This window comes from Variovorax sp. J2P1-31, from assembly GCF_030317215.1.
GTDB lineage: Bacteria > Pseudomonadota > Gammaproteobacteria > Burkholderiales > Burkholderiaceae_C > Variovorax.
This window is the reverse complement of record NZ_JASZYA010000003.1, coordinates 1,209,230-1,217,387: the sequence shown is the minus strand read 5'-3', so window position 1 is coordinate 1,217,387 and position 8,158 is coordinate 1,209,230. Positions and strand designations below refer to the sequence as shown.

The window sequence follows — 8,158 nt, the reverse complement described above, 5'->3', positions numbered from 1 at the left end:
CAACGTCAGCATCACCGTGAAGCTGATCAACCCGATCGCCATGGAAGAAGGTCTGCGTTTCGCCATCCGCGAAGGCGGCCGCACCGTGGGCTCGGGCGTCGTGGCCAAGGTGATTGCGTAATTCCGGAGGGGTATAGCTCAATTGGCAGAGCGTCGGTCTCCAAAACCGAAGGTTGTAGGTTCGATTCCTACTGCCCCTGCCACCTGAGGGTGGCCCCCAAGGCCCGTCGCAACCCGACGGGCTTCGGCGTCTCAAGAGGCGCATTGATTTGAAGGCCCCAGGGCCGCAGGAACTTGCCGAAGATGGCTACAACACAAATCGAGACCGTGAGCACCAGCGCCGACAAGGCAAAGCTGGCGGCCGCGGTCGTGCTCGCAGTGGGCGCCGTCGTGGCGTTCTACCTGCTGGCGCGCCAGGGTTCCCTGGTGCAGTGGGCGGTGCTGCTGGTCGGTCTGGCGGCGGCCGTGGGTGCGTTCGCAAGTTCCGAGAGCGGTCGCCAGCTGTGGGCCTTCGGCCGCGATGCCTGGCGCGAAGTCAAGAAGGTCGTCTGGCCGACCCGCAAGGAAGCCATCCAGATGACGGCCTACGTGTTCGCTTTCGTGGCGGTCATGTCGGTGTTCCTCTGGCTCACCGACAAGACGCTCGAGTGGGTGTTCTTCGACCTCATTCTGGGCTGGAGAAAATAATGACCGACACCGTCGAAACCACGCCGGAAAGCACCCCGGTGCTCGCCGCCCCGACCAATCCGGATTTCCGTTGGTACGTGGTGCATGCCTACTCGGGCATGGAGAAGGCCGTGGAGCGCAACATCACGGAGCGCATCAACCGCGCCGCGATGCAGGACAAGTTCGGCCGCATCATGGTGCCGACCGAAGAAGTGGTCGAGATCAAGAACGGCCAGAAGCGCACCACCGAGCGTCGCTTCTTCCCAGGCTACGTGCTGGTCGAGATGATCATGGACGACGAGAGCTGGCACCTGGTGAAGCACACCAACAAGGTGACCGGTTTCGTCGGCGGCGCGAAGAACCGTCCCGCCCCGATTTCCCAGAAGGAAGTCGAGGACATCGTGAGCCAGATGCAGCAGGGCACCGAGAAGCCCCGCCACAAGGTCGAGTTCATGCCGGGCGAGTTCGTGCGCGTCAAGGAAGGCCCGTTCACCGACTTCAACGGCACCGTCGAGGAAGTCAACTACGAAAAGAGCAAGGTGCGCGTGTCGGTCATGATCTTCGGTCGTGCCACCCCCGTCGAGCTCGAGTTCAGCCAGGTCGAAAAGACTTGATCAGAAGATGACGAGGCTCGACACGAGCCTCGTCATCGTGTGTTGATTGCCACTCCGGCTCGGCAATCAACCGTATCGAAGAGCCGTTAACCCCGGGGAGCCACGGCCGCGTGCCGAGGCGATATCACCCGCAAGGAGCAAAGCATGGCGAAAAAAATCGTCGGCTTCATCAAGCTGCAAGTGCCAGCTGGTAAGGCCAACCCGTCACCGCCCATCGGTCCCGCACTGGGCCAGCGCGGTCTGAACATCATGGAGTTCTGCAAGGCGTTCAACGCCCAGACCCAAGGCGTCGAGCCGGGTCTGCCGCTGCCGGTGGTGATAACCGCCTTCGCGGACAAGAGCTTCACCTTCATCATCAAGACGCCGCCCGCGGTCACCTTGATCAAGAAGGCCATCAAGCTGGACAAGGGTTCGGCCACGCCGCACACCACCAAGGTCGGCAAGATCACGCGCGCTCAGCTCGAAGAGATCGCCAAGGCCAAGATGAAGGATTTGACGGCAGCCGACCTGGATGCCGCCGTTCGTACCATCGCCGGCTCTGCCCGCTCGATGGGCGTGACAGTGGAAGGCGTGTAATGGCCAAGATCACCAAGAAGCAAAAAGCCCTGGTCGGCAAGGTCGACAGCAACAAGCTGTACGCCCTGGTCGATGCCATCGGTCTCGTGAAGGAAGCCGCCACCGCCAAGTTCGATGAATCCATCGACGTGGCCGTGCAACTCGGCATCGATGCGAAGAAGTCGGACCAGGTCGTGCGTGGCGCCGTCGTGCTGCCCAACGGCACCGGCAAGACCAAGCGCGTCGCCGTGTTCGCCCAAGGCGCCAAGGCTGAAGAAGCCAAGGCCGCCGGCGCCGACATCGTCGGCATGGACGACCTGGCTGCCATGGTCAAGGCTGGCGACATGCCTTTCGACGTGGTCATCGCCGCGCCGGACGCCATGCGCGTCGTCGGTACGCTGGGCCAGATCCTCGGCCCGCGCGGCCTGATGCCCAACCCGAAGGTCGGCACGGTCACGCCGGACGTCGCGCAAGCGGTCCGCAACGCCAAGGCCGGTCAGGTGCAGTTCCGCGTCGACAAGGCCGGCATCGTGCACGGCACGATCGGCCGTCGCTCGTTCGACACCGACAAGCTGCAGGGCAACCTGGCAGCGCTGGTCGATGCGCTGGTCAAGGCCAAGCCCGCGACCAGCAAGGGTGTGTACCTGCGCAAGGTGGCAGTGTCGTCGACCATGGGCGTGGGCGTTCGCGTCGACACCCAATCGATCGCGCAGAGCTGATGTGAAGAATTTGCCGCGCCTCTCGGGGTGCGGCGATGTGGTGGGCCGACGCGGCGCTGTGTCACAGCAGCAGGCGCGACGGGCCATCCAAGACCGCTGGCGTGCAGTCCGCTGCACTTAATCGAGGTTCTTCGGAGCCTCAACCAGCGCAGATGGCGATCCCACTGCAAGGAATCCGTTTCCGAAACAGTTGGTCGCTGCATGAAGCGCGTCTGGAGGCCTGGACGAAAGTCCGGCCGAAAGGCGCATTAAAAGGAGTAGACCTTGAGTCTGAATCGCAGTGAGAAAGAAGCGGTCATCGGTGACGTGACCAGCCTCGCCGCAAAAGCTCAAACGCTCGTGCTGGCGGAATACCGTGGCATCACGGTCGCTGATATGACGAAATTGCGCAATACCGCGCGCAGCCAGGGCGTGACGCTCAGCGTGTTCAAGAACACGCTGGCACGCCGTGCTGTCGCGGGAAGCGCTTTCGAAGTCATCGGTGACCAGATGACCGGTCCGCTGATCTACGGCTTTTCCGAAGACGCAGTCGCCGCCGCCAAGGTGGTGGCCGACTTCGCGAAGACCAACGACAAGTTGGTGATTCGCGGTGGTGCGTTCGGCGGCAAGGTCCTGGACGTGAACGGCGTGAAGCAACTGGCCAACATCCCTTCGAAGGAAGTGTTGCTGTCGCAGCTGCTGGGCTTGATGCAATCCCCCGTTTCCCGCACCGCCCGCGTTCTCGCGGCGCTGGCCGAGAAGCGTGGTGGTGGCGAAGCCGCACCCGCCGAAGCACCGGCAGAAGCGCAGGCCGCTTGAGCCTTCGTTTGAATATTCAACCCAATTGTTAGGAAACAAAAATGGCATTCGATAAAGACGCATTTCTGACCGCGCTCGACAGCATGACGGTCCTGGAACTCAACGACCTGGTCAAGGCCATCGAAGAGAAGTTCGGCGTGAGCGCTGCAGCCATGGCTGCACCCGCTGGCGCAGGTGGCGGTGCCGCTGCCGCTGCAGCCGAAGAACAGACCGAATTCAACGTCGTGCTGGTCGAAGCCGGCGCGAACAAGGTTTCGGCGATCAAGGCCGTGCGCGAAATCACCGGCCTGGGCCTCAAGGAAGCCAAGGACCTGGTGGAAGCCGCTCCCAAGGCTGTCAAGGAAGGCCTGTCGAAGGCTGACGCTGAAGCCGCCAAGAAGAAGCTGGAAGAAGCCGGCGCCAAGGTGGAACTGAAGTAATTCAGTCCCCCTCAAGGGCTGGAGGTGCTCGCAAGAGCCCTCCAGCCTTTGCCGCTTTCAGAGCGCACCCGAAAACCGGCCTGTGGGGCCCCTCAAACGGTTTTCGAGTGTCTTCTGACCCCGACTGCAGAAGACCCCTTGGTTCGGGTGATGTGCAACGCATCACTGTCCGCCAACGGCTGGTAGTGGCCAGCCGCCAAGCAGGGGTGCGCAAGCATCTCTGACAAGTCGCGCAAGATCTCAAGCCCCGGAGCTCTCATGGCCCAAACGTCCACGTACAGTTACACCGAACGCAAGCGCATCCGAAAGAATTTCGGCAGCCGCGACAGCGTCGTTGAAATCCCCTACCTGCTGCAGATGCAGAAGGACGCGTACACCGCGTTCCTGCAAGCCGGCATCGCGCCGACGAAGCGCACCATCGACGGCCTGCAAGCCGCGTTCACCGCCGCGTTCCCGATCGTCTCGCACAACGGTTTCGTCGAGATGAAGTTCCTCGAGTACAACCTGGCGAAGCCGGCCTTCGACGTGCGTGAGTGCCAGACCCGTGGTCTGACCTTCGCCTCGGCCGTGCGCGCCAAGGTCCAGCTCATCATCTATGACCGCGAATCGTCGACCTCGCAGTCGAAGGTGGTCAAGGAAGTGAAGGAGCAAGAGGTCTACATGGGCGAAGTGCCGCTCATGACCGAGAAGGGCTCGTTCATCATCAACGGCACCGAACGCGTGATCGTGTCGCAGCTCCACCGTTCGCCGGGCGTGTTCTTCGAACACGACAAGGGCAAGACCCACAGCTCGGGCAAGCTGCTGTTCTCGGCCCGCGTGATCCCCTACCGCGGCTCGTGGCTCGACTTCGAGTTCGACCCGAAGGACATGCTGTACTTCCGCGTCGACCGTCGCCGCAAGATGCCGGTCACGATCCTGCTGAAGGCCATCGGCCTGAACCCGGAATCGATCCTCGCGAACTTCTTCGTGAACGACAACTTCCGCCTGATGGACAGCGGCGCGCAGATGGAATTCGTCGCCGAGCGTCTGCGCGGCGAAGTCGCGCGCTTCGACATCACCGACAAGTCGGGCAAGGTCGTGGTCGCCAAGGACAAGCGCGTCACCGCGCGCCACACGCGTGAGCTCGAGCAGGGCGGCACCACCCACATCAGCGTGCCGGAAGACTTCCTGGTCGGCCGCGTGATCGCGCGCAACATCATCGACCCCGACACCGGCGAAGTGCTGGCCAAGGCCAACGACGAGCTGACCGAAGCGCTGCTGAAGAAGCTGCGCACCTCGGGCGTGCAGGACATCCAGGTCATCTACACCAACGAACTGGATCAGGGCGCGTACATCTCGCAGACCCTGCGCATCGACGAAACGGTCGACGAGTTCGCCGCGCGCGTGGCCATCTACCGCATGATGCGCCCCGGCGAGCCGCCGACGGAAGACGCGGTGCAGGCTCTGTTCCAGCGCCTGTTCTACAACCCGGACACCTACGACCTGTCGCGCGTGGGCCGCATGAAGTTCAACGCCAAGGTCGGTCGCGACGAATCGACCGGCCCGATGGTGCTGACCAACGAGGACATCCTTCACGTCGTGAAGATCCTGGTCGACCTGCGCAACGGCAACGGCGAAGTCGACGACATCGACCACCTGGGCAACCGCCGCGTGCGTTGCGTGGGCGAACTGGCCGAGAACCAGTACCGCACCGGCCTGGCACGGATCGAGAAGGCCGTGAAGGAACGTCTGGGTCAGGCGGAGCAAGAGCCGCTGATGCCGCACGACCTGATCAACAGCAAGCCGATCTCGGCCGCGCTGAAGGAATTCTTCGGTGCTTCGCAGCTGTCGCAGTTCATGGACCAGACGAATCCGCTGTCCGAAATCACCCACAAGCGCCGCGTGTCGGCCCTTGGCCCGGGCGGTCTGACGCGTGAACGCGCCGGCTTCGAAGTGCGCGACGTGCACGTGACCCACTACGGCCGCGTCTGCCCGATCGAAACGCCCGAAGGCCCGAACATCGGCCTGATCAACTCGCTGGCCCTGTACGCCCGCCTGAACGAATACGGCTTCATCGAGACGCCGTACCGCCGCGTGGTCGACAGCAAGGTCACGATGGACATCGACTACCTGTCGGCCATCGAAGAAGGCAAGTACGTGATCGCCCAGGCCAATGCGGCCCTGGACAAGGACGGCGTGCTGACCGGCGACCTGGTGTCCGCGCGTGAAGCCGGCGAATCGATCCTGGTGGGCGCCGAGCGCGTCCAGTACATGGACGTGTCGCCCGCGCAGATCGTGTCGGTGGCCGCTTCGCTCGTGCCCTTCCTGGAGCACGACGATGCGAACCGCGCACTGATGGGCGCCAACATGCAGCGTCAGGCCGTGCCCGTGCTGCGTCCCGAGAAGCCCTTCGTCGGCACCGGCATCGAGCGCGTTTCCGCGGTCGACTCGGGCACCGTCGTGACGGCCACCCGCGGCGGCATCGTCGACTACGTCGATGCGACCCGTGTCGTGGTGCGCGTGAACGACGCCGAAGCGGCCGCCGGTGAAGTCGGTGTGGACATCTACAACCTGATCAAGTATCAGCGTTCGAACCAGAACACCAACATCCACCAGCGCCCGATCGTCAAGCGCGGCGACAAGATCGCCAAGGGCGACGTGGTGGCCGACGGCGCCTCGACCGACCTCGGCGAACTGGCCCTGGGCCAGAACATGCTGATCGGCTTCATGCCGTGGAACGGCTACAACTTCGAAGACTCGATCCTGATCTCCGAACGCGTGGTCGCCGAAGACCGCTACACCTCGATCCACATCGAGGAACTGGTGGTGATGGCCCGCGACACCAAGCTGGGTGCCGAAGAAATCACGCGCGACATCCCGAACCTGGCCGAGCAGCAGCTCAACCGCCTGGACGAATCCGGGATCATCTACGTCGGCGCCGAAGTGCAGCCGGGCGACACGCTGGTGGGCAAGGTCACGCCGAAGGGCGAGACCACGCTGACGCCGGAAGAGAAGCTGCTGCGCGCCATCTTCGGCGAGAAGGCTTCCGACGTGAAGGACACCTCGCTGCGCGTGGACCAGGGCTCGCAAGGCACCGTGATCGACGTGCAGGTGTTCACCCGCGAAGGCATCACGCGCGACAAGCGCGCCCAGCAGATCATCGACGACGAACTCAAGCGCTTCCGCCTGGACCTGAACGACCAGCTGCGCATCGTCGAAGCCGACGCCTTCGACCGGATCGAGAAGCTGCTCAACGGCCGCACCGCCAACGGCGGCCCGAACAAGCTGGCCAAGGGCACCAAGCTCGACAAGGCGTACCTCGCCTCGATCGAGAAGTTCCACTGGTTCGACATCCGCCCGGCGGAAGACGAAGTCGCTTCGCAGCTCGAGTCGATCAAGAACTCGCTCGAGCAGACGCGCCACAGCTTCGACCTCGCGTTCGAGGAAAAGCGCAAGAAGCTCACGCAGGGCGACGAGCTGCCCGCGGGCGTGCTCAAGATGGTCAAGGTCTACCTGGCCGTCAAGCGCCGCCTGCAACCCGGCGACAAGATGGCCGGCCGTCACGGCAACAAGGGTGTGGTGTCGAAGATCGTTCCGGTCGAAGACATGCCCCACATGGCCGACGGCACGCCGTGCGACATCTGCCTGAACCCGCTGGGCGTGCCTTCGCGGATGAACGTGGGCCAGGTGCTGGAAGTGCATCTGGGCTGGGCCGGCAAGGGCATCGGCCAGCGCATCGGTGACCTGCTGCAGGCCGAATCGAAGATCGCCGAACTGCGCGCCTTCTTCGACAAGCTCTACAACGGCTCGGGCCGCAAGGAAGACCTCAGCACGCTGAGCGACACCGACGTGCTCGAGATGGCCGCCAACCTGTCGTCCGGCGTGACCTTCGCGACCCCCGTGTTCGACGGCGCGACCGAAGAGGAAATCGGCGGCATGCTGCAGCTGGCCTACCCCGACGAGATCGCCAAGCTCAAGGGCCTGACCGAATCGCGCACCCAGGCCTACCTGTACGACGGCCGCACCGGCGACCAGTTCGAGCGTCCCGTGACCGTGGGCTACATGCACTTCTTGAAGCTGCACCACTTGGTCGACGACAAGATGCACGCGCGTTCCACCGGCCCGTACTCGCTGGTCACGCAGCAACCGCTGGGCGGCAAGGCCCAGTTCGGCGGCCAGCGTTTCGGTGAAATGGAAGTGTGGGCGCTGGAAGCCTACGGCGCCGCCTACGTGCTGCAGGAAATGCTGACGGTGAAGTCCGACGACGTGGTCGGCCGCACCAAGGTCTACGAGTCGATCGTCAAGGGCGAACACTCCATCGAAGCCGGCATGCCGGAATCGTTCAATGTGCTGGTCAAGGAAATCCGTTCCCTGGGCCTCGACATCGAACTCGAACGTTCATAAGCAG

The 8,158-nt window shown here is 63.4% G+C and carries 8 protein-coding genes and 1 tRNA gene; all 9 read left to right on the top strand.

Annotation, left to right across the window (positions count from 1 at the left end):
* Positions 1-121 (top strand): EF-Tu C-terminal domain-related protein (locus tag QTI20_RS25605; protein ID WP_503011458.1); only part of this gene is annotated, 121 nt, incomplete at its 5' end.
* 6 nt (positions 122-127) lie between these two features.
* Positions 128-203 (top strand) — tRNA-Trp (locus QTI20_RS25600).
* A gap of 100 nt (positions 204-303) precedes the next feature.
* Positions 304-687 (top strand): preprotein translocase subunit SecE, encoded by a 384-nt coding sequence (gene secE, locus QTI20_RS25595; RefSeq protein ID WP_183024330.1) that lies wholly within the window; start codon positions 304-306, stop codon positions 685-687.
* Positions 687-1,280, top strand: a complete 594-nt coding sequence (nusG, locus tag QTI20_RS25590) for a transcription termination/antitermination protein NusG (protein WP_286556207.1) — start codon at positions 687-689, stop codon at positions 1,278-1,280. The genes secE and nusG overlap by 1 nt, the downstream gene beginning before the upstream one ends.
* Positions 1,281-1,424: 144 nt before the next feature.
* Positions 1,425-1,856, top strand: a complete 432-nt coding sequence (gene rplK, locus QTI20_RS25585) for a 50S ribosomal protein L11 (RefSeq protein ID WP_219211526.1) — start codon at positions 1,425-1,427, stop codon at positions 1,854-1,856.
* Positions 1,856-2,554 (top strand): 50S ribosomal protein L1, encoded by a 699-nt coding sequence (gene rplA / locus QTI20_RS25580; protein WP_286556204.1) that lies wholly within the window; start codon positions 1,856-1,858, stop codon positions 2,552-2,554. The genes rplK and rplA overlap by 1 nt, the downstream gene beginning before the upstream one ends.
* A 264-nt stretch (positions 2,555-2,818) precedes the next feature.
* Positions 2,819-3,352 carry a 50S ribosomal protein L10 gene (rplJ, locus tag QTI20_RS25575; protein WP_286556203.1) on the top strand — a complete coding sequence of 178 codons (534 nt, stop codon included), beginning with the start codon at positions 2,819-2,821 and terminating at the stop codon, positions 3,350-3,352.
* A 41-nt stretch (positions 3,353-3,393) separates the two neighbouring features.
* A complete protein-coding gene (rplL, locus tag QTI20_RS25570) occupies positions 3,394-3,771 on the top strand; it encodes a 50S ribosomal protein L7/L12 (protein WP_286556201.1) in 378 nt (125 codons plus the stop codon).
* Between the two features lie 258 nt (positions 3,772-4,029).
* Positions 4,030-8,154 (top strand): DNA-directed RNA polymerase subunit beta, encoded by a 4,125-nt coding sequence (rpoB, locus tag QTI20_RS25565; protein ID WP_286556200.1) that lies wholly within the window; start codon positions 4,030-4,032, stop codon positions 8,152-8,154.
* Positions 8,155-8,158 lie beyond the last annotated feature (4 nt).

Bases quoted from the DNA above. Each gene is read 5' to 3' on its own strand.
- rpoB (WP_286556200.1), top strand. From the start codon at position 4,030: ATGGCCCAAACGTCCACGTACAGTTACACCGAACGCAAGCGCATCCGA.
- rplK (WP_219211526.1), top strand. From the start codon at position 1,425: ATGGCGAAAAAAATCGTCGGCTTCATCAAGCTGCAAGTGCCAGCTGGT.
- nusG (WP_286556207.1), top strand. From the start codon at position 687: ATGACCGACACCGTCGAAACCACGCCGGAAAGCACCCCGGTGCTCGCC.
- secE (WP_183024330.1), top strand. From the start codon at position 304: ATGGCTACAACACAAATCGAGACCGTGAGCACCAGCGCCGACAAGGCA.
- rplA (WP_286556204.1), top strand. From the start codon at position 1,856: ATGGCCAAGATCACCAAGAAGCAAAAAGCCCTGGTCGGCAAGGTCGAC.
- rplL (WP_286556201.1), top strand. From the start codon at position 3,394: ATGGCATTCGATAAAGACGCATTTCTGACCGCGCTCGACAGCATGACG.